The organism is Streptomyces sp. NPDC031479 (genome assembly GCF_055581065.1).
Genome location: NZ_JBVIKC010000009.1, coordinates 155,993 through 175,498, shown reverse-complemented (window position 1 = coordinate 175,498; position 19,506 = coordinate 155,993). Strand labels below are relative to the sequence as shown.

The 19,506-nt window shown below is 73.5% G+C and carries 19 protein-coding genes; 15 read left to right on the top strand and 4 right to left on the bottom strand.

The window, feature by feature from the left end:
• Positions 1–90: 90 nt before the first annotated feature.
• On the top strand, positions 91–1,302 hold the full coding sequence (locus tag ACZ5D2_RS13405) for a DNA cytosine methyltransferase (protein ID WP_468929031.1): 1,212 nt from the start codon (positions 91–93) through the stop codon (positions 1,300–1,302).
• Here the strand turns inward: ACZ5D2_RS13405 and ACZ5D2_RS13400 are convergent.
• From ACZ5D2_RS13400 to ACZ5D2_RS13390, 3 genes are read right to left on the bottom strand one after another with little or no spacing between them, the layout of a single operon-like run.
• Positions 1,299–1,766 carry a very short patch repair endonuclease gene (locus ACZ5D2_RS13400; RefSeq protein WP_468929029.1) on the bottom strand — a complete coding sequence of 156 codons (468 nt, stop codon included), beginning with the start codon at positions 1,764–1,766 and terminating at the stop codon, positions 1,299–1,301. The genes ACZ5D2_RS13405 and ACZ5D2_RS13400 overlap by 4 nt on opposite strands.
• Positions 1,756–2,655, bottom strand: a complete 900-nt coding sequence (locus tag ACZ5D2_RS13395) for a NaeI family type II restriction endonuclease (RefSeq protein ID WP_468929027.1) — start codon at positions 2,653–2,655, stop codon at positions 1,756–1,758. Before ACZ5D2_RS13395 ends, ACZ5D2_RS13400 begins: the two co-directional genes overlap by 11 nt.
• Entirely contained in the window at positions 2,652–3,668 is a 1,017-nt protein-coding gene (locus ACZ5D2_RS13390) for an SEC-C metal-binding domain-containing protein (RefSeq protein WP_468929025.1), read from the bottom strand. Before ACZ5D2_RS13390 ends, ACZ5D2_RS13395 begins: the two co-directional genes overlap by 4 nt.
• A 47-nt stretch (positions 3,669–3,715) precedes the next feature.
• On the opposite strand from ACZ5D2_RS13390, the gene ACZ5D2_RS13385 reads away from it, so the two are divergent.
• The 4 genes from ACZ5D2_RS13385 to ACZ5D2_RS13370 all read left to right on the top strand — a co-directional run bounded on the left by ACZ5D2_RS13385 (position 3,716) and on the right by ACZ5D2_RS13370 (position 7,003).
• Positions 3,716–4,603 carry a class E sortase gene (locus ACZ5D2_RS13385; RefSeq protein ID WP_468929023.1) on the top strand — a complete coding sequence of 296 codons (888 nt, stop codon included), beginning with the start codon at positions 3,716–3,718 and terminating at the stop codon, positions 4,601–4,603.
• A gap of 95 nt (positions 4,604–4,698) precedes the next feature.
• Positions 4,699–5,034, top strand: coding sequence for a DUF6412 domain-containing protein (locus ACZ5D2_RS13380; protein WP_371678397.1), 336 nt, complete (start codon positions 4,699–4,701; stop codon positions 5,032–5,034).
• A gap of 116 nt (positions 5,035–5,150) precedes the next feature.
• Positions 5,151–5,966, top strand: a complete 816-nt coding sequence (locus ACZ5D2_RS13375; RefSeq protein ID WP_371678398.1) for a hypothetical protein — start codon at positions 5,151–5,153, stop codon at positions 5,964–5,966.
• Between the two features lie 179 nt (positions 5,967–6,145).
• Positions 6,146–7,003: a fumarylacetoacetate hydrolase family protein gene (locus tag ACZ5D2_RS13370; RefSeq protein ID WP_371678399.1), complete on the top strand. Its 858-nt coding sequence runs from the start codon at positions 6,146–6,148 to the stop codon at positions 7,001–7,003.
• A 113-nt stretch (positions 7,004–7,116) separates the two neighbouring features.
• On the opposite strand, the gene ACZ5D2_RS13365 is transcribed toward ACZ5D2_RS13370, so the two are convergent.
• On the bottom strand, positions 7,117–8,235 hold the full coding sequence (locus ACZ5D2_RS13365) for a Gfo/Idh/MocA family oxidoreductase (protein ID WP_371678400.1): 1,119 nt from the start codon (positions 8,233–8,235) through the stop codon (positions 7,117–7,119).
• 55 nt (positions 8,236–8,290) lie between these two features.
• Between ACZ5D2_RS13365 and ACZ5D2_RS13360 the strand changes: the two genes are divergently transcribed.
• The 10 genes from ACZ5D2_RS13360 (at position 8,291) to ACZ5D2_RS13315 (ending at position 19,484) form a co-directional block, all read left to right on the top strand.
• The gene (locus ACZ5D2_RS13360) at positions 8,291–9,430 is read left to right on the top strand and encodes an ROK family transcriptional regulator (RefSeq protein ID WP_371678401.1); all 1,140 of its coding nucleotides are present in this window, start codon (positions 8,291–8,293) and stop codon (positions 9,428–9,430) included.
• A gap of 521 nt (positions 9,431–9,951) precedes the next feature.
• Positions 9,952–10,857, top strand: a complete 906-nt coding sequence (locus tag ACZ5D2_RS13355; RefSeq protein WP_371678402.1) for a hypothetical protein — start codon at positions 9,952–9,954, stop codon at positions 10,855–10,857.
• 77 nt (positions 10,858–10,934) lie between these two features.
• Entirely contained in the window at positions 10,935–11,705 is a 771-nt protein-coding gene (locus tag ACZ5D2_RS13350) for a GntR family transcriptional regulator (RefSeq protein ID WP_371678403.1), read from the top strand.
• A gap of 147 nt (positions 11,706–11,852) precedes the next feature.
• Positions 11,853–12,974 carry a TIGR03364 family FAD-dependent oxidoreductase gene (locus ACZ5D2_RS13345; RefSeq protein ID WP_371678404.1) on the top strand — a complete coding sequence of 374 codons (1,122 nt, stop codon included), beginning with the start codon at positions 11,853–11,855 and terminating at the stop codon, positions 12,972–12,974.
• Entirely contained in the window at positions 12,971–13,690 is a 720-nt protein-coding gene (locus ACZ5D2_RS13340; protein WP_371678405.1) for a phosphonatase-like hydrolase, read from the top strand. The genes ACZ5D2_RS13345 and ACZ5D2_RS13340 overlap by 4 nt, the downstream gene beginning before the upstream one ends.
• Positions 13,687–14,736: an ABC transporter ATP-binding protein gene (locus tag ACZ5D2_RS13335; RefSeq protein WP_371678406.1), complete on the top strand. Its 1,050-nt coding sequence runs from the start codon at positions 13,687–13,689 to the stop codon at positions 14,734–14,736. Before ACZ5D2_RS13340 ends, ACZ5D2_RS13335 begins: the two co-directional genes overlap by 4 nt.
• Complete coding sequence (locus ACZ5D2_RS13330; protein ID WP_371678407.1) at positions 14,729–15,682, top strand: 2-aminoethylphosphonate ABC transporter permease subunit; 954 nt, start codon at positions 14,729–14,731, stop codon at positions 15,680–15,682. Before ACZ5D2_RS13335 ends, ACZ5D2_RS13330 begins: the two co-directional genes overlap by 8 nt.
• Positions 15,669–16,466: an ABC transporter permease gene (locus tag ACZ5D2_RS13325; RefSeq protein WP_371678408.1), complete on the top strand. Its 798-nt coding sequence runs from the start codon at positions 15,669–15,671 to the stop codon at positions 16,464–16,466. The genes ACZ5D2_RS13330 and ACZ5D2_RS13325 overlap by 14 nt, the downstream gene beginning before the upstream one ends.
• A gap of 50 nt (positions 16,467–16,516) precedes the next feature.
• Positions 16,517–17,590: a 2-aminoethylphosphonate ABC transporter substrate-binding protein gene (locus ACZ5D2_RS13320; RefSeq protein WP_371678409.1), complete on the top strand. Its 1,074-nt coding sequence runs from the start codon at positions 16,517–16,519 to the stop codon at positions 17,588–17,590.
• Positions 17,591–17,888: 298 nt separating this feature from the next.
• Positions 17,889–19,484: an alkaline phosphatase family protein gene (locus ACZ5D2_RS13315; protein ID WP_371678410.1), complete on the top strand. Its 1,596-nt coding sequence runs from the start codon at positions 17,889–17,891 to the stop codon at positions 19,482–19,484.
• Positions 19,485–19,506: the final 22 nt, after the last annotated feature.

Genomic DNA, 19,506 nt, shown 5'->3' with positions numbered 1-19,506 from the left:
TGGCAGGCCTGGGGATCCGAGGGTGGCACGTTGATGTCAGTGGCAGATGCGACACTGGCCTGTCTGCATCTGCCACACCAGGAGGACTCGATGGATGCCAGCGATCACACGCTGACCTCGATTGAGATTTGCGCCGGAGCCGGAGGGCAAGCCATCGGCCTCCACCAGGCCGGCTTCAGCCATCTTGCCCTCGTCGAGATCGACCGGTACGCCGCGGCCACGCTGCGGCGCAACGTCGCTCAGCGCGACGGCTGGGAATTCGAGCGAAAATACTGCGACGTCATCGAAGGTGATGTCAAGGAATTCAGCGAGAAGATCCAGCTGGAAAAGCCTGTCGAATACCTGCGGGGGCACCAGCTGAAAAAGGGGGAGCTCGACCTCCTCGCGGGCGGCGTTCCGTGTCCTCCGTTTTCCCATGCGGGCAAGCAGCTGGGGAAGGACGACGAGCGTGACCTCTTCCCCGAGATGCTGACGCTCGTGGACAAGCTCCGCCCCAAGGCCGTCATGATCGAGAACGTCCGCGGCATCAAGGACGACAAGTTCAAGGACTACCGGGACTGGGTCGTGGCCCGCCTGGAGGGCGGCGAAGCCAAGCATCCACAGACCGGCGAACGGCAGACCTTCGAGGGCGCTGGCTACAAGGTGTGCGGGTGGCAGGTCCTGGAGGCCAGCGATTTCGGCGTCCCGCAGCTGCGCCCCCGCGCCATCCTCGTCGCCATCCAGCGGGAGCTCCTCGCGGTTCAGGATTTCCAGTGGCCCACGCCTGACGCGGAGATCACCACCGTCCGTGAAGCCCTTGAGGAGACGATGGAGGAGCGGTACAAGCCCTTCATCGCCCGGGGCGGCGCGGTGGGAAGCCTGGCCCAGAGCAAGCTAGACGCATGGCGCGAGAAGGAAACCGGCGTCGCCCCCACCCTGGTCGGCGGGTCGAAGAAGCACGGGGGTGCGGACCTCGGTCCCAGCCGTGCCAAGGCCGCGTGGAGGAAGCTGGGAGTCAACGCGCTCGGTGTGGCCAACTCTCCCCAGGACTGCCTCAACAAGGAGAGCTGGGAACGGGACCTCTTCCGGGAAGAGGGCCCCATGCTCACCGTCACCCAGGCGGCGATCATCCAGGGCTTCCCCCCGGAGTGGGACTTCGAGGGGGACAAGTCCGAGGGCCGTCTTCCGGGCAAGACGGCTCAGTACCGGCAGGTCGGCAATGCCTTCCCGCCCCCGGTCGCGCGCGCCGTCGGAGAAGCCATCGCCAAGGTCCTCCGTGCTGCCGGGCCCCAGCCGCAAGACGGTCCTGAGGGCCAGCGCTAGGAGCTTGGGGCCTGCGGGTGGCCGCGGCGCTCCTGGACGGCGGCGGCGACCGCGGCAGCGCAGACGTCTGACGGCTCGTGCTCCCAGAACCGGAGCACGAGCCAGCCGGCCTCTTCGAGCTGCCGGTCGGTGTCCCGGTCCCTGGCCATGTTCCGGGCCACCTTCTCGGACCAGTAGCCCGGGTTGGTCTTCGGGGACACGTAGTGTTCCGGGCAGCCGTGCCAATAGCACCCGTCGATGAACACTGCTACTTTCGCCGGCCGGAAGACCAGGTCGGCCGTTCTGCGCAGACCGGGCAGAGGGCGGGCGGCGATGCGGTAGCGCAGACCTCTGGCGTGAACCAGGCGCCTGATGACGAGCTCGGGCTTCGTGTCACGGCTCCGGATCGCCTGCATGTTGCGGCGGCGGGCAGCCGAGGACGCCCAGGAACCCTCGGGGGGCTGCCAGGAACTCTCATCCGGCATCGTCCTGGTCTCCTTCCGTCCGCAAGGCGACCCAGTCCTCCGGCCCAAGCGTGATCTTGTGGGCTGCCGCGAGGTCCCGCTGCTCGGGGAACTTTCCGCAGAGCAGTGTCAGCCCCTCGCGCGCGAGGCTCTTCCTGATGTTGCGCGCTCGTCGCAGAGGGTCGTGATGGCCCGCCCCGACTGTGGTGATCACGCTGCGCGGGACCACGAGCCCCTCAAGGTAATTGAACATCATCGCGAACCGGCGTTCCTGACCCGGCCGCTTGGCGAGTACCCGGCTGGCCTGTTCTGGTGTGAGGAGCGTCAGTGGGTTGACCGGCAGGGGAGTCCAGTCGTACAGCGGCACGCTCCAGTGTTCACGGGCGTGCACGGCCAGCCCCCGCTTTCCGTCCCGGTTTCCCGAACCCCGGTAGAGCCAGGAACGGTGCGCGCGCACGAGCCAGGACCTGTGCCGGCCCCGGCCGAGCTGTATCTGCGTGCAGATGCAGAGCTGACAGTGAGCCTCGGCCGGGATGGCCCAGTTCGCGCCGACCGTGGCCTTGAAGTCCACCGGTACGCCCGCGATCAGCGTGTCGAGCGGAGGTTCTTTCGGGAGGCTGAAGGAACGGAGCACTTCGTACTCCAGTTTGGCTCCCACCGATGCCTTCTCGCCGGGGTGGACGTCTCGGGACAGCAGGTCGTACCGCCCGGTCCGGGCTCCGTCGAGGACGTAGTCGATCGCGTTGGCGATCGCACCGGTGTAGAGCCCCGCGACGTCGAACGGGCGCAGCCCGCTGAGGACGGCCTGCAGACCGTCGTCCTCAGCGGGGGTGCGCAGGACGTGCTGTTCCGCGTCAGTGTTGGCGCAAGTTTCCCCCGGCCCAAGCAGTACGAGGCGTCCCCTGCTCACCCGCCGGACGCTCCGGAGGTGTCCCCGTGGCATTCCGCGTAGGGCTTGCCCGAGGTGCACCAGCAGGGGGTGGTGGGGGTGGGGGGCCAGGGGGTGGCCTTGCCGCGGGCCGCGAGGGTGGTGGCGTATTCCGCCAGGAGGGAGGGGGAGGCCGGGGAGGTCTTCTCCGAGGCGGCGAAGGCCTCGTAGGAGGGGACGCTGCCCGTGACGATGCCGAGGTTGGTGGTGCCCGAGGCGGCCAGGGCGCGCAGCGAGGCCTCGGTGGCTGCGAGGTGGGCCGCGTGGGACGGGTACTCCGCCGCGAGCGTGGGGTAGGAGGCGACGAGTTCCGCGAGCTCGCGCTGGGGCCAGTGGAGGATCGCCACCGGGAAGGGGCGCGAGAGGGCGGCGCGGCGGTCGCCCAGTTCGGCGCGCAGGCGGGCGATCTCGGCGCGCAGTTCCGCCGGGTCGTCGGAGCCCAGGGCCCAGATGCGCTTCGGGTCGTGGAGTTCGTCGAGGGGGATCGGGCCCGAGTGGCGGGTGTCGGCGACCATGTCCCAGTCGTCGTGCGGGAGTCCGAGGAGGCGGCGTACGCGGTGGCGGCCGGTGAGGAGGGCCGCGGTGGAGCGGGTGAGGGGGGTGTCCTCCGAGGTGAGGAGGGTGGCCGCCTCGGTGAAGCACTCGTGCGAGGCCTCCAGCTCGTCGTGGGCCTCCAGGGCTTCCGCGATCACCTCCCAGGGCGCCGGGTCCGCGGGGGCGGCGGCGCGGATGCCCGAGATCAGGGCGCGGGCCTCGGCCTCGTGGCCGTACTCCCAGAGGTTCGCGGCCTGCAGGGCCTTGATGAGGTGCGGGTTCGCGGGTGCGTCGGCCAGGAGTTGGTCGTAGAGGGTGCTCGCCCGCTCGCGTGCGTCGCCCAGTTCGAGGTGGGCCGCGGCCTGGAGGAGCAAGGGCTCCTGGTCCTCGGGATAGCGGGTCGCCGTGCGGATGAGGCGCTCGGCTTCGGCGATGTGCTCGGCAGGCGTGTCGGGGCGCATGGTTCACACCGTACTGCCGCTGGTCAGTTGAGGGGGGAGGTCTTAAGGTGCGGGCCGTGCGGGATCGCGTGCGTGTGGTGGTGCAGGGGGGCGGCCGGCGGGGGCGCCGGGGCGCTCTCGCGCGGCTGCTGTGGGTGGGTGCCGAGGCGATCACCACGGTGGGCGTGGTGGTGGCGCTGCTGGTGGTGCACCAGGTGTGGTGGACGAACCGCCAGGCCGTCGCGGCCGCCCAGGAGCAGGTGCGGGAGCTGGAGCACGCCTGGGGTGCGGGGGGAGCGCGGCAGCCCGGCCCGGGGGGTGGGGCGGATGTCGGTGAGGGTGAGGGTGAGGGTGCGGGTGCGGATGCGGGCGGGGGTGACGGGGACGTGTCGGACGTGCCCGTGGTCGAGGGGGCGTCGGGCGGGCCCGGTGCCGGGCGCGGGAGTGTTCCGGTGCCCGGCCGGTCGGCGGGGGGCGGCGAGCGGTCCGCGCCGGCTTCGGCTCCGGCTCCGGCGCGCGAGGAGGCGTACGCCGTGCTGCGCGTTCCGCGCCTCGGCCTGACCGTGCCCGTGGCCCAGGGCGTCGACAAGCGGACCGTGCTGGACAAGGGCTACGTCGGCCACTACCCGGGGACCGCGCAGCCCGGGGCGGCGGGGAACTTCGCGCTGGCCGGGCACCGCAACACGCACGGGGAGCCCTTCCGCTACATCAACCGGCTCCGGGCGGGCGACGAGCTGCTCGTCGACGTCCGGGGGCGGCGGTACACGTACGTGGTGGGCAAGGTGCTGAACGAGACCACCGAGCGGGACACCGGGGTGATCGCGCCCGTGCCGCACAGCACGGTCCGGCCCGACGCCGGTTACGCGGAGGCGGGTTCGTACATCACGCTGACGACGTGCACGCCCGAGTACACCTCCAAGTACCGGCTGGTGGTCTGGGGCACGCTCAGGTCCTAGCGGCGCCGTTGTCGGTGGGGCCCGTTAGGATCGGTCGTGAGTACCCGGTCTCGTAAGGGAGTTCGGGGCTCGTGGAAGGGGAGGGGGCGGTCCGGATGTCCCGACGAGCCGACGCGCGGCCCCTGCTGTCCTTCCTGGTCTCCTCGCGGGCGGGTGCCCTGCTCGCCGCCCTGCTGGTGTTCGGCGGGATCCTCGGCCTGATGTCGGGGGAGAACGCCCTGGCCGCAGCCGTGGTCGCGCTGGCCGCGGCCGTGGCCGTCGGGGCCGCCGCGCTGGCGGCCTCCCTCGTGCGGTCCGTGCCGCCGCACCGAATACGCACCGCGATCCGTGATCGCGAGCAGCGCACGGCCTTCCTGCCGCAGCGCGATCCCGACGCCTCGGGCCGGTCGCGGCCCAGGGCTCCGGGCCGTCCCGTCCTGACGGCCGCGTAGGGGCGCGCAGTACTTCCCTCGCCTTCTGCTCACTGATCACTGTCGTCGCCCCTCGCGGGTCGTCGCGCCGAAATGCACCTTCTTCGACGTTCGACGAGACCCCTCGGAGGGCCCGCGTGTCCGTTTTCACCCATCTTGTTGCCGAGCTGGGCCGGCTCATGGAGCCGGTACTGGCCGAGTCCGCGACCGCTGCCGCGATCGTGCTGTTCACCGTGCTCGTACGGCTCGCCCTGCACCCCCTGAGCCGTGCCGCCTTCCGCGGGGCGACGCCCGTGGCCGGCTGCCTGCCGACGCTGCTGCAGCTGCCGGTGTTCTTCGTGATGTACCGGGCGTTCTCCTCCTCGGAGGTGGCCGGCGCGGCCAACGAGCTGCTGGGGCACCGGCTGTTCGCCGCTCCGCTCGGATCCCGGTGGGCCGATGCCCTCGGGGAGGGCGGTCCGTTCGGGCCGCAGGGGCTGGTGTTCCTGGGGCTGTTCGCCGCAGTCGGGGTGGTGGCCGCGTGGAGCGCGGTGCGCGGGCGGCGGGCCGCCGCGGCCGCGCCCGCGGTGCCGGTCCTGCCGGTGGCCGGTCCGCGCGGGGGCAAGGCCGTGCCCGGCGTGGGGAAGGCCGTGCCCGGCGGGGGCAAGGGCGGTTCGCGCGGGGTGAAGGGTGGTCCGCGCGGGGCCGGGGCGGGGTTCGGCGCGGGTCGCGCCGGGGCGCCGGCCGCGCTGAGTGCCGAGCAGCAGGCCGCGATGCGCAAGCTGGGCGGCGTACTGCCCCTGCTGGCGTTCGGGACGCTGATCACGGCCGCCGTGGTGCCGCTGGCGGCCGGGCTGTACCTGCTGACCACCACGGCGTGGTCCGTCGCGGAGCGGGCCTGGCTGCAGCACCGCAAGGACCGGGCCGCCCGGCCGGGCGGAGAGGTGGCGGCGGCGGGCCGGGCCGCGGGATAGCCGCCCCGGCCGGCGGTCCGGGGCGGGCGCTGGAGGGGTGGGCGTTCCAGTCTGTGAACAGGGTCTTGCAGATTGGTCGGTCATCTTGGAGGATCGACCAATCCTCCGATGGCCGCAACCCATCGTCCGGCCCGGGGCATGCCCATGGGCCGACCACCCTCGACCACGGGAGAATGTCCATGAAGCTGCTGCGTGTCGGACCCGCCGGATCGGAGCGCCCCGCGCTGCTCGACCAGGACGGGACCCTGCGCGACCTGTCCGGCCTGATCACGGATGTGGACGGGGCCCTGCTCGCCGACGACTCCGTACTGTCCCGCGTACGGGACGCCGCGGCGGCCGGCGAGCTCGCGGAGCTGGACGCCGAAGGGCTGCGCGTCGGCTCCCCGGTCGGCCGGATCGGCAAGATCGTGGGCATCGGGCTGAACTACCACGGGCACGCGGCCGAGGTCGGCGCGCAGGCTCCGCCGGAGCCCATCGTCTTCCTCAAGTCCCCGGACACCGTGGTCGGCCCGGACGACACCGTGCTGATCCCGCGCGGCAGCGTGAAGACCGACTGGGAGGCCGAGCTCGGCGTCGTCATCGGCGCCACGGCCCGCTACCTGGACTCCGCGGCGGAGGGGCTCGCGCACGTCGGCGGCTACGTGCTGGCGAACGACGTCACCGAGCGCGCCTTCCAGAACGAGCGGGGCGGCACCTGGGACAAGGGCAAGAACTGCGAGACCTTCACCCCGCTCGGCCCCTGGCTGGTCACCGCCGACGAGGTCCCGGACCCGCAGGCGCTGGACGTGCGGCTGTGGGTGAACGGCGAGCTCAAGCAGGACGGTCACACCTCCGACCAGATCTTCCCGGTCGGCGAGGTCGTGCGGTACCTGAGCCACTTCATGACCCTGTACCCGGGCGACGTGATCGTCACCGGCACGCCGGCCGGTGTGGCCGCGGGCCGGCCGGAGCCGAAGCCGTTCCTGCGGGCCGGTGACGTCGTGGAGGTGGAGATCGGGGGCCTCGGGCGCCAGCGCCAGGAGTTCAAGGCCGCGTAGCGCCGACGGGGGACGAGGGGCGGGGCCGCCGGTGGCGGCCCCGCCCTTCCGTGTGCGCGGGCCGTCCGCCACGCCGCGCCGCGCCACGCCGTGGGGCAGGGGCCGGCAGGTCGTCAGGCGGCGATGTCCACCGCCACCCCGTCGCGGGAGGACCTGCGCGCCGCCTCCAGTACCTCCAGGCACCGCGCCGCCTCGTGCGCCGTGACCGGGGCCGGGCCGCCCGTGCGCAGGGCCCGCGCGACCGCCGCGTAGTACGCCGGGTAGTCGCCGTGCTCGGTCGGCACCGGGATCCCGCCGCCGGTCAGCGGGGACTCGCCGGAGCCGAGCCGCCCCCACAGGTGCGGCGGCTCCTCGCCCCACAGCGCGCCGTCGGCGGGCCGGTCGGGGCGCATCCCCTCGCGCAGGGCGGCCTCCTGCGGGTCCAGGCCGTACTTCACGTAGCCGGCCCGGGAGCCGAGGACGCGGAAGCGCGGGCCGAGCTGGGCGGTGGTCGCGCTGACGTAGAGGTGCGAGCGGACGCCGTTCGCGTGGGTGATCGCGATGAACGTGTCGTCGTCGGTCTCGGCGCCCGGGCGGCGCAGGTCGGCTTCCGCGTAGACGCGTACGGCCGGGCCGAACAGCACCAGCGCCTGGTCCACGACGTGGCTGCCGAGGTCGTACAGCAGCCCGCCGATCTCCTCCGGGGCGCCGGATTCGCGCCAGCCGCCCTTGAGCTGCGGGCGCCAGCGCTCGAAGCGGGACTCGAAGCGCTGGACCTCGCCGAGTTCGCCGTCGGCGAGGAGGCGGCGCACGGTCAGGAAGTCGTTGTCCCAGCGGCGGTTCTGGAAGACGGACAGGAAGGTGCCGGTCCGGTCGGCCAGCGCGGCGAGCTCCCGGGCCTCGGCGGCGGTGGCCGCGAGCGGCTTGTCCACGACCACCGGGATGCCGGCGGTGAGCGCGGCCGTGGCCATCGGGACGTGGGTCTTGTTGGGGGAGGCGATGACGACCAGGCCGGGGGCGGGGGAGTTCTCGCCGGCGCGGTCCCACAGCTCGGTGGCGGAGGCCGCGACGCGGACGTCGGGGTGGGCCTCGCGGACCTGGGCCTGACGGCCGGGGTCGGAGGTGACGACCGTGTCGAGGACGAGGCCCTCGGTCGCGGACACCAGCGGGGCGTGGAAGACGGAGCCGGCGAGTCCGTAGCCGATGAGTGCGACCCGCAGCGGGGCGGTGGGGCTGGTGGGGGCGGTGTTCATGACTCCACTTTGGCAACAGCGTTGCGTAAGTGCAAGGAGGGTGGACAATGGGCGGGTGAACAGGGGCAAGGGCAACGTCAGCGGGGGCGGCGGCGGGGGCGACGGCGACCGCGCGGGCGGGCGTGGCGGGCGCGGCGGGCGCGGCGGGGCGAACCTGCCGGCCCTGCGCGGGCACAACGACGCGCTGCTGCTGGACCTGCTGCGTTCGGCGGGGGCGCCGGGCCTGGGCCGCGCCGAACTCGCCGTCCGTACGGGCCTCACCCCGCAGGCCGTCAGCAAGATCACCGCTCGCCTCGCCGCGGAGGGCCTGGTGGCCGAGGCCGGCCGCGGCGCCTCCACCGGCGGCAAACCCCGCACGCTGCTGCGGCTCGTTCCGCAGGCCCGGTACGCGGTGGGGGTCCACCTGGACCGCGACCGGATCCGGGCGGTACGGGTCGACCTCGCGGGCGGCGTCGTCGACGAGTGGAGCGGACCGCTGGACTTCGGGGCGGGCCCGGACCTCGTCGTGGAGGCGGTCCTGGCGGCGGTCGTACGGGTCCGCGCCCGCGGGCCGGCCGCGCCGCCGGTCGGGGTCGGGGTGGCCGCGCCCGGGCCGTTGGACTGGCGGAGCGGGGTCCTGGGCCCGGTGACGGGGTTCCCTGACTGGGCGGGGTACCCGATGCGGGAGGTGCTGGAGGCGCGGCTGGGGCTGCCGGTGGCGCTGGACAAGGACACCAACGCGGCGGTCGCGGCGGCCGGGGGACCCGGCGGGACCGGCTCCTGCGTGTACCTGCATGTCGGGACCGGACTCGGAGCGGGACTCCGGCTCGACGGCGCGGTGTACCGGGGCACGCGCTCGGCGGCGGGGGAGTTCGGCCATCAGGTGCTGCGGCTGGACGGGCCGCCGTGCCGGTGCGGGGGACGGGGCTGCCTGGAGGTGCTCTGCCTGGACGCGGTGGCCCGCGGCGACCTCACGGGGGCCGCGCGGCTGCTGGGGGAGGGGGCCGCGAACCTGGTGGCGCTCCTGGACGTGGACCGGGTGCTGCTGGGCGGCCGGGTCGTGGCCGCCGATCCGGAAGTGTTCGTGGAGGGGGTCCGGGCCGTCCTGGCGGCCCGGGCGCCGACGGGTGACGCGCCGCCGGTCGAACGTGCGGCGGCGGGGGTGGCGGAGGGCGCCGCGGCACTGGCACTGGCCCCGCTCTTCGGTCACGCCTGACCCCGGGCGGGCCGCCGTGCCCGCGGCGACCAGCGCCGGGCGGAGGCGTCCGGAGTGGGGTTCGGGGCCGGGTCCGGGGCACAGTCCCGGCTGCGCAGACCCGCCCGGGTCCGGGGCCGAGTCCGCGCTACGCAGCCCCGCCCGGGGCCAGGCGGGGCCAGGCGGGGCCGGGGGTGCCCCGGGTCGGGGCGCCCCCGAGTGGGGTGTCGTCCCGGACCGCATGATGTATCGCGCCCCCTCCGAGCCGGCCCTGCCGGCCGGTACCCCACGCCAGCGCATCACGTTCTACGTCCCGGACACCACCGCATCCCGCCCCACCGCACCGCACCCCACCCCACCCGCCAGGGAGGCCCCGTCGAGGCGGGCGGGTTGACCGTCGCCGCCGTTCGGGCGTAAACCGGGAGGGCTCGGGCGCGGCGGTGTGAAGGGGATTTCGCACGCGTGGGAGGGTGCGGGCAGGGCCGGGGTGATTGTCGCCTCGTCCGATCATCATCCCGTCCGGCTAGCAGCGAAGGTCTTCCATGGGACAGCGACTGCGCACGGCCCTCCCCCCGGGTGCCAAGACCGCCGTGGCGGCCGTCACCGCCATGGCCGCCCTGCTCCTCGCCGCCGGCGCACCCACCGCTGCCGCCGGCGCGCCCACCGCTGCCGCCGACGTCGGTACCGGCGGCGGCAGCGCCGCCCGCCCCGCGCCCGCGCCGCCCTCCCGCATCCAGGCCAGCTGCGGGGACGGCAAGAGCAGCGCCTTCCCCATCGGCGCCCGCATCCGCGGCGGCCCGCCCGTCTACCGGGCCGGCGCCGAGCCGCAGACCTGGCTGCTGGACCTGACCAACAGCACGGGCAGCGTGTGCACCGCCATCCATCCCGTCATCGTGTTCACGGACACCGCCCGGGCCCTGCGCCCCGCCCACCTGCGGATGGAGTTCGACGCGCCCGGCGGCACCCACCCCGTCAGCCTGGAGCGCAGCGACCGCGACGAGACCATCGCCGTCTTCGACGGCGGCGGCGACGCGTTCGCCGGCTTCTCCGTCCCGGCGGGCGGCACCACGACCGTCAAGGTGCGGCTCGCCTTCGCCCCCGACGCCCCCCACGGCGATGTCCTCGCCGACGCCGCCCTGGTCCAGCGCAAGGGCGAGCATGGCGACGACGGCGACTGGGTCGGCGAGGCCGGCGGGTACCGCTTCTCGGTGCGGGGGCCGCAGGACGAGGACCCCGTCGAGGCCGGCTCCCTCGCCCACACCGGCCCCCGGGAGTGGATCTACGGTGCCGGGGCCGTCGCCGCGCTCCTCGCCGGAGCCGGACTCCTGCTCGGCGCCCGCCGCCTGCGCTCCCCCCGTGAACCCCGCCGTCTGCGTGCGCCCCACGGGACGCCCGCCACCCACGTGCCGACCGCCGCTCCCGAATCCAGGCAACGCCGGGACCGCTGAGCGGCCCGGCCCCCCGCGCGGGGCCTCACCCTCCCACGCGCCGATCCCCGTACACCTGCCCCACGTACAGTCCGACCGTGGAAGAACAGACCCCGTACCCGGCCCACCGCCCCGGCTCGCCCGTCCGCTCCGGCATCCCCGAGCACGGTCGCGTCCCCAAGTACTACGCCGTCAAGGCCCAGGTCGCCGACCTGCTCGACGAGCTCGGCGAAGGCGGGACGCTCCCCACTGAGCGCGATCTCGCCGAGCGCTACGAGGTGTCCCGGGAAACGGTCCGCCAGGCCCTGCGCGAGCTGCTGCTGGAGGGCCGGCTCCGCCGTTCCGGGCGTGGCACCGTGGTCGCCGGCCCCAAGCTGGAGCAGCCCCTCTCGCTCGCCAGCTACACCGAGGGCGTGCGCCGCCAGGGCCGCCGCCCCGGCCGCCACCTGATCGGTCTGGAGCGCTTCCCCTGCCCGCCCGAACTCGCCCGCGGGATCGGCGCCGAGGCCGGCGAGCCCGTCTGGCACCTGGAGCGCGTGCTGCTCGCCGACGACGAGCGCGTCGGGCTGGAGAGCACGTACGTACGGGTCTCGCGCGCGCCCCGCCTCGACGTCGATTTCCAGCCGGACTCCTCCTTCTACGGATACCTCCACGACCGCCTCGGCATCGCCTTCGGGGACGCCGACGAGAAGCTGGAGACGGTGCTCGCCACCCCCCGCGAGGCCCTGCTCATCGGCACCCCGCCCGCGCTTCCGATGCTGCTCATCCACCGCTTCTCGCGGGACCGGGAGGGACGTCCGCTGGAGCGGGTGCGTTCGCTCTACCGTGGTGACCGGTTCAGCTTCACGACCCGCCTGCGGCCCGAATAGCCCCCGGGAAACTATCCCAATCTCCCCAAACAGGACCTATTCAGATCACGGAACGATAACGGGTCTAGTCCAAGCGTCGAGGGCTGTTCACCGGCCCGTCGCCGGACCGACCTCCCCGGGACACGGGCCCCCACCACCTTGGTCGACGTGAGAGTCATAGTCGTCGGAGGCGGCGTGGTCGGCACCATGCACGCCTGGCAAGCAGTCCAACGCGGCCACGAGGTCGTCCAGATCGAGCGCGAGGCCGAGGCTCGCGGCGCGTCACTACGCAATTTCGGCCAGATCTGGGTCAGCGGCCGGGCCGGGGGCGAGGAACTCGACACCGCCCTGCGGGCCCGCGAGCTCTGGGAGCGGATCGGCGCGCAGGTGCCCGGCCTGGGTTTCCGTGCCATCGGCTCCCTCACCCCCGTCCGCAACGCCCGTGAACGCGCCGTCGCCGAGGCGGCCGTGGCCCGCCCCGACGCCGCCGCCCGCGGCTACCGACTGGTCACCGCCGCCGAGGCCCGGGAGATCAACCCGGCCCTGCGCGGCGACTTCGAGGCCGCCCTGTGGTGCGAGCGCGACGCGGCCGTCGAACCGCGCACCGCCCAGCTCCACCTGCGCGACGCCCTGCGCGCCTCCGGCCGCTACACCTTCCTCCCCGGACGCGAGGTCCGCGAGGTCACCGGCCCCGGCGCCGTCCGCGACGACCACGGCGACGTCCACCGCGGCGACGCCGTCGTCCTCGCCACCGGCGCCTGGCTGTCCGGCCTGGTCCGCGAACTCGCCCCCGACCTGCCCGTACGCCGCGTCCGCCTCCAGATGATGCAGACCGCCCCGCTCGGCGAGCGGCTCACCACCTCCGTCGCGGACGCCGACAGCTTCCGCTACTACCCGGCCTACGCGTCCCCCGCCCTCGACGCCCTCAACGCCGAACAGGAACAGGCGCCGGTCGCCGCCGCGCACAGGATGCAACTGCTCATGGTCCAGCGCCTGGACGGCGGACTGACCATCGGCGACACCCACGAGTACGAGCACCCGTTCGCGTTCGACACCCTCGAAGACCCCTACGAGCACCTCACCGGGGTGGTCGAGGCCTTCCTCGGCCGCCCGCTGCCGCGGGTCAGGCACCGCTGGGCGGGCGTGTACGCCCAGTGCACCGACACCGGCCGCGTCGTCCACCGCCAGCAGGTGGGCGACGGCGTCTGGCTGGTGACCGGACCCGGCGGACGCGGCATGACCTGCTCGCCCGCCATAGCCGAGACCACCGCGAACGAACTGGGCTGGTGAACACCGTGACCGACCGCACCCACGCCAGGAACCTGATCGTCCTCGACATGGCCGGCACCACCGTCGCCGACGGCGGCCTCGTCGAGCGCGCCTTCGAGCACGCCGCGGGGCACCTCGGCGTCGAGCCCGGCAGCGCCGACCACGCCGTCAAGCTCCAGTACGTGCGCGACACCATGGGCGAGTCGAAGATCTCCGTCTTCCGCCACCTCTTCGGCACGGAGGAACTCGCCCGGCGCGCCAACTCCGCCTTCGAGCAGGCCTACGGAGAACTCGTCGACGGCGGCCTCGTCGCCCCGCTCCCCGGCGCCCGCGAGACCATCGAGAAGCTCCGCGCCGACGGCCGCACCGTCGTCCTGACCACCGGCTTCGCCCGCGTCACCCAGGACGCCATCCTCGACGCCCTCGGCTGGCGGGACCTCGCCGACCTCACCCTCTGCCCCGCCGACGCGGGCGGCCGCGGCCGCCCCTACCCGGACATGGCGCTGACCGCCTTCCTGCGCACCGGCGCCGTGGCCGACGTACGCCACATGGCCGTCGCCGGGGACACGGCCTACGACGTGCTCAGCGGCAACCGCGCCGGAGCGGGCATCGTGGCCGGCGTCCTCACCGGCGCCCACGACCGCGCCGCGCTGACCGGGGCCGGCGCCACCCACGTCCTCGCCACCATCGCCGAACTGCCCGCCCTGCTCGCGCCGCTCGACGAGGAGCCGGTGTGAGCGGCATCCGCTTCGACTCCGTCTCGGTCGCCTACGACGGCACCACCGTCCTGGACTCCCTCGACCTGACCGTCGAACCCGGCGAGGTCATGGCCCTGCTGGGCCCCTCCGGCTCCGGCAAGACCACGGCGCTGCGCGCGGTCGCCGGCTTCGTACGGCCGCGCTCCGGGCGGATCCTGATCGGCGGCCGGGACGTCACCGCCCTGCCGCCGCACAAGCGCGGCATCGGCATGGTCGTCCAGCAGTACGCGCTCTTCCCGCACATGCGGGTCGAGGACAACGTGGCCTTCGGCCTGCGGGCCCGGAAGGCCCCCAGGGCGGAGATCCCCGCCCGGGTCGCCGAGGCCCTGGAGATGACCGGGATGGGCGCCTACGCCAAGCGCTACCCCCGGGAACTCTCCGGCGGGCAGCAGCAGCGCGTGGCCATCGCCCGCGCCCTCGCCATCCGCCCCCGGGTCCTCCTCCTGGACGAGCCCCTCTCCGCCCTCGACGCCCAGCTGCGCTCCGGGATGCTGGCGGAACTGGCCCGGCTGCACCGCGAACTGCCCGAGGTGTCCATCCTCTACGTCACCCACGACCAGGTCGAGGCGCTCACCCTGGCCGACCGGATCGCCGTCATGGACCGGGCCCGGCTCCAGGACTGCGGCACCCCGCAACAGCTGTACCGGGCGCCGCGCACCGAGTTCACGGCGTCCTTCGTCGGCAACGCGAACCTGCTCCCGGTGACGGTGGCCGACGGCGGCGCGGTCTTCGCGGGCCGCACGCTGGCCCTCGACCCGGGCCGCGCCGCGCCGGGCTCCACGGCCACCCTGTGCGTACGCCCGCACCTGCTCGGGCTCGGCGAGGGGCCGAACGCCCTGCGCGGCACGATCGCCGAGGTGCAGTGGCGGGGCTCGACGCACCGGCTCTACGTCGACGTGGACGGCCACCGCGTCAAGGCGGACCTCCCCGAGCTGCGGGAGACCCCGGCCCTGGGCGACGAGGTGACCCTGCACTTCGAACCCCGCGACGGGGTGCTGCTGGCGGCGGGGGTCTGCGATGCCTGACGCCTCGCGGCGAGCCACCGCGCGAACCCCGGCCCCGACGGGGCAGTCCGGTCCGGGCGCCCCCCGCAGTGCCCCGCACGCGGCCGGGGCACCGGCACCGCCGGTGCCCCGGGGAGCGGCCCGGCGGGGGATCGGGCGCGCCGCCTGGGCGCTGCCTCCTGTGGCCGTACTCGCGCTGGTGTTCCTCTATCCCCTCGCGCTGGTCGTGCGGCAGTCCTTCACCCCCGAGAACGGCGGCGGCGCCCTCGACGCGTACGCCTCCGTCTTCGCCTCCGCATCGTTCCGCGAAGCGCTCGGCACCACCGTCTGGCTGGCCGTGGGCGCCACCGCCGGCTGCCTCCTGCTCGGCTTCACGCTCGCGCTGATCATCGCCTTCGTGCCCTTCCCCGGAGCCAAGGCCGTCGCCAGGTTCATCGACGTCTTCCTCTCCTTCCCCTCCTTCCTCATCACCCTCGCCCTCCTCTTCATCTACGGAACGGCCGGCATGGCCAACGGGGTCTGGACCGACCTCTTCGGCGTCGGCGACGGTCCCTTCCACTTCCTCAGCACCCCCTGGGGCGTCCTGCTCGCGGAGATCACGTACTTCACGCCCTTCGTGATGCGCCCGCTGCTCGCCGCCTTCTCCCAGCTGGACACCGCACAGCTGGAGGCGGCCGCCGGCCTCGGCGCCCGCCCCGCCCGGATCGTCCGGCAGGTGATCCTCCCCGAGTCCCTCCCCGCCCTCGCGGCGGGCGGCAGTCTCGTCCTCGTCATGTGCCTCAACGAGTTCGGGATCGTCCTGTTCACCGGAGCCAAGGACGTCACGACCCTCCCGATGCTCATCTACGGCAAGGCGATCCTCGAATCCGACTACGCGGCCGCCTGCGTGGTCGCCGTCGTCAACATCGCGATTTCCGTCGGCCTGTTCGGCCTCTACCGGGTGGTGGGCAAGCGTGCTGGTGCATAGCAAGGGCGGCCGCTGGGCCGCGTGGGGCCTGTTCGGCCTCCTCTTCCTGCCCCTCTTCGCCCTGCCCCTCCTCGTGGTGGTGGCCGCCTCCTTCGCCACCCACTGGTCCGGCGCCTTCCCCTCCGGCCCGACCACCGCGAACTACGCGTCCGCCGTCCGGGGCGAATCCCTCCAGGCCCTGACCACCTCCCTGGTCACCGCGGTGACCGCCAGCCTGCTCGCGCTCACCGTCGGCACCTGGGCCGCGCTGGCCGCCGCCGGGCTGAGGAAGCGCGGGAAGCGCTGCCTGGACGCCCTGTTCATGCTGCCGGTCGCCGTGCCCTCCGTGGTGGTCGGCCTCGCCGTCCTCGTCGCCTTCAGCAGGCCGCCGGTGCTCCTCAACGGCACCGCCTCCATCGTCATCCTGGCGCACACGATCCTTGTCACGGCGTTCGCCTACCAGTCGGTTTCGGCCGCCATCGTTCGTCTCGACCCCGCGTACGAACAGGCGGCGGCCTCCCTCGGGGCCAGCCCCGCCCACGTGCTGTGGCGGGTCAGGCTCCCGCTCCTGCTGCCGTCCCTCACCGCGGCCGCCGGGCTCTGCTTCGCCCTCTCCATGGGCGAGCTGAGCGCCACGATGATGCTCTACCCGCCGGACTGGATGCCCCTCCCGGTCCGCGTGTTCACCGCCACCGACCGCGGCTCGCTCTTCGGCGGTTCCGCCGTGGCCGTGGTGCTGATGGCGACCACCCTCCTGGTGCTGCCGGCCGTCTCCCGCGTCCGCACCAGGGCCTCCTACCGCTGATCCCCGCCCGCCCCACCCCCGCCGACTCCCTTTCCCCGTAAGGAAGTTCCATGCCCAGCAAGCTCCTGCTCCGCGTCACCGCCTCCGTCACGGGCAGCCTCGCCCTCGCCGTCTGCCTCACCGCCTGCGGCGGCGCCGCGACCGCCGGCTCCAAGGGTGGCGAGAAGGTCGTCACCGTCTACAGCGCCGACGGCCTCAAGGGCGACAAGGGCGACGGCTGGTACGACAAGGTCTTCGCCGAGTTCACCAAGAAGACCGGCATCGAGGTCAAGTACGTCGAGGGCGGGTCCGGCGAGATGGTGCAGCGCGCCGTCCGCGAGAAGACCAACACCCAGGCCGACGTGCTCGTCACCCTGCCCCCCTTCATCCAGCAGGCCGACGGCAAGGGCCTCCTCCAGGCGTACGAGCCGCAGGGCTCCGACAAGGTCAACGGCGGGGACAAGTCCGCCGACGGCAAGTGGACCTCCGTCGTCAACAACTACTTCGGGTTCGTCTACGACAAGAAGGAACTGACCGCGGCCCCCAAGACCTGGGAGGAGCTGCTGGACGGCAAGTACAAGGGCAAGCTGCAGTACTCCACCCCGGGTGTCGCGGGCGACGGCACGGCCGTACTGATCAAGGCCATGCACGACTTCGGCGGCAAGGAGCCGGCGATGGAGTACCTCAAGAAGCTCCAGGCCAACAACGTCGGCCCGTCCTCCTCCACCAGCAAGCTCGCGCCCAAGACCGACAAGGGCGAGCTGCTCGTCGCGAACGGCGACGTCCAGATGAACTTCGCGCAGTCCAAGTCCATGCCGAACCTCGGCATCTGGTTCCCCGCCAAGGACGGCGGCAAGCCCACCACCTTCGCCCTCCCGTACGCGGCCGGACTCGTCGACAAGGCCCCGCACACCGAGAACGGCAAGAAGCTCCTCGACTACCTGCTCTCCGAGGACGCCCAGAAGCTGGTCAGCGAGGTCGGCGGAGGCTTCCCGGCCCGTACGGACGTGAAGCCGACCGACGCCAACGCCGTCGAACTCACCAAGATCATGGGTGGGGTCGAGGTCTTCGAGCCGGACTGGGCCGACATCGACAAGAACCTCACCGGCTACGTCGACGCGTGGAAGTCGGCGACCGGCAGCTGATCCGACACCTCCCGGTCACCCACGACCGGAAGAGTGACGAGCGCATAACGGGTCTGGACCGAAGGTGCCCACGAGGCCCCTCGGCCCGGACCCTCCGCGCGCCCGCCCCTCCGCACCACCGAGCGGCCCCGCACCACCACCGCGCCGCACCGCCCGGCACTCCCGCGCCGCCCAGCACCCCTGCACCTCTGCACCCCAGCACCTCTGCACCCCTGCACCCCTGCACCGCCCGGCACCCCCGCACCGCTCAGCGCCACGCTCCGCGCCCCCGTCTGCCCACTTGCTCCTGGAGGAGTACGTGTCCCCTGTCCTGTCCGGACGGACCCTCGCCGTGGCCGCCACCGCCACGGCCCTGCTCGCCACCGCCCTCGGCGCCACCACCGCCCTCGCCGCCCCGCAGCCCCCCGCCACCCCCAAGGCCGCGGCCGAGGCCGCCGCCGCCGAGGCCGCCGCGGCCCCCAAGACCGCCGCAGTCCCCAAGGCCGCCGCCACCACCGACAAGGTGCTCGTGATCGGCATCGACGGTACGGTCCTCGACCGCGTCAAGGCCGCCAACGCCCCCAACCTGCAAGGGCTGATGGCCCAGGGCCTCACCGCCCGCAGCACCCTCTACGCGAGCCCGATGGCCGCCACCTCCTCCGGCCCCGGCTGGTCCACCATCGCCACCGGCGTCTGGCCCGACAAGCACGGCGTCAAGGACAACTCCTTCACCGGCAAGAACTACGGCGCCTACCCGGACTTCCTGACCCGCATCGAGAACGCCAAGCCGGCGCTCAACACCTACGCCGCCGCCGACTGGGAACCCATCGCCTCCACCGACCAGAACGGCCCGATCTTCTCCGCCGAGGTCGACAAGCGCCTCAGCCTCAAGGGCGACCGCGACGGCTACGGCAGCGAGGACCCGAAGATCGCCGCCGCTGCCGCCGCCGAGCTCCAGAACCAGAACCCGGACGCCGCCTTCGTCTACCTCGGCGAGATCGACCACGCGGGCCACACCTCCGGCGCCGCCGGCCAGGAGTACCTGAACGCCATCGGCCGCGTGGACACCCTGGTCGGCAAGCTCCTCACCGCCGTCCAGAACCGCCCGACCTACGCCCAGGAGAACTGGAAGGTCCTGGTGACCACCGACCACGGCCACACCGACGCGGGCGGCCACGGCGGCTCCACCCTCCAGGAGCGCGGCACCTTCGTCATCGCCAAGGGCGCCGGCATCCCCGCCGGTTCGGTCCGCACCGACGTCAAGCTCGTCGACGTCGCCGCCACCGCGCTCGCCCAGGTCGGGGTCACCGCCGCCGGGACCGACGGCGTCCCGCTGACCAGCCCCGGCAGCGACCCCTTCGACACCCTGCGCCCGGGCCTCCAGGCCCGCGTGGACGAGACCGGCATCCCGGCCGCCACCAAGGGCTTCACGCACACCCCGCCCGCCGGCTGGTCGGTCGACAACTCGAAGATGGGCAGCGGCGGCGTCACCGAGTGGGCCGGATGGGCCTTCGCCACCGACGAGTTCTGGAGCCAGTCGCAGCGGGACCAGTGGCGCGAGCTGAACGTCCGCTCCCGTGACGTCTTCGCCGTCGCCGACTCCGACGACAAGAGCCACACCGGCACCTTCGACTCCACCCTCGTCACCCCCAAGTGGGCGGTCACCGGCGGCACCACGCGCACCCTCGCCTTCCAGACGCACTACCGCCACGAGGCCGGCCAGACCGCACAGGTCCTCGTCTCCTACAACGGCGGCGCCGCGACCGTCGTGAAGAACTACACCGCCGACGCCGTGGCCAAGGGCGAGTCCATCGCCCTCCAGGTCCCGGCCGGCGCCACCGACGTCCAGGTCCGCTTCCGCTACAGCGGCACCAACAACTGGTTCTGGACCGTCGACGACGTGACCCTGGGCTGACCCGCCCGGGCCCGCACCGCGG